The following is a 927-nucleotide window of genomic DNA, read 5'->3' as shown; positions in this document are numbered from 1 at the left end:
AAGTAGGTAATCGCCAGGCTCTCCCTTGAAACCCCCCAGTACGAAAGTACTGGGGGGTTTTGCTTTTGCGGCTGCGGTTTTGCGCGATCAGGCTCTAGCAGCGTCCAAGCCGCCAGCCTGGCGAGCCAGTTGGCCGAAATCGACGTCAAAGCAAGGCCCGAGAGGCCGCCAGACGCCGTTTTAGAGCCTCTGGCGAGCCCCTATAGGGTGAAGGTGTTCTTTATTGAACGCCGACGATGATGGTGCGATCGGGCAGCTTAGCTGGTGCCAGGTCAACGCTCCGAAGTCTGTCCTTCCCTACTTTGCATAGTACGGAAAGTGCTTGACAGCCAAGGAAAGTTACACCATAATCAGAAGTTCACTGCGGAGAGGTGCCCGAGTGGCTAAAGGGGGCAGACTGTAAATCTGTTGGCTTACGCCTACGTTGGTTCGAATCCAACCCTCTCCACCAAGAATTGCAAAGCAGTAGTGAGTACCCGGCAGGTGTCGGTGAAGCAGAAAGCGTGGTAACCCGGCGGGTGTAGCTCAATGGTAGAGCAGAAGCCTTCCAAGCTTACGACGAGGGTTCGATTCCCTTCACCCGCTCCAGATTGCCCGGGTTCTTGCAGTTCTAAAAAGCAGCATTCAAGTTTCGCCCATGTGGCTCAGTGGTAGAGCACTCCCTTGGTAAGGGAGAGGTCGGCAGTTCGATCCTGCCCATGGGCACCAAATACCGCACTAGCAATATCGCTACCGACACAGGAGTCGCGAAATGGCAAAGGAAAAGTTCTCGCGGACTAAACCGCACGTGAACGTTGGTACGATCGGTCACGTTGACCATGGTAAGACCACCCTGACGGCAGCAATTGCTACGGTGCTGGCAGCCAAGTTTGGCGGTTCGGCCAAGAAGTACGACGAAATCGACGCAGCGCCGGAAGAAAAGGCACG

1 protein-coding gene and 3 tRNA genes are annotated in these 927 nt (G+C 55.4%); all 4 read left to right on the top strand.

Features of this window, described 5'->3' with window-relative positions; all coding sequences use genetic code 11:
• Window positions 1–365: 365 nt before the first annotated feature.
• A tRNA-Tyr gene (locus AC07XB_RS38965) sits at window positions 366–451 on the top strand.
• A gap of 63 nt (window positions 452–514) precedes the next feature.
• Window positions 515–588 (top strand) — tRNA-Gly (locus tag AC07XB_RS38960).
• 45 nt (window positions 589–633) lie between these two features.
• A tRNA-Thr gene (locus AC07XB_RS38955) sits at window positions 634–708 on the top strand.
• 43 nt (window positions 709–751) lie between these two features.
• Window positions 752–927, top strand: a 176-nt coding sequence (locus AC07XB_RS38950; protein WP_492376385.1) for a GTP-binding protein, incomplete at its 3' end; no start/stop codon positions are given.

The organism is Cupriavidus sp. GW821-FHT02F09 (genome assembly GCF_059421605.1).
Note: the sequence above shows the minus strand (reverse complement) of the source record. Positions and strands in the feature narration are given on the sequence as shown.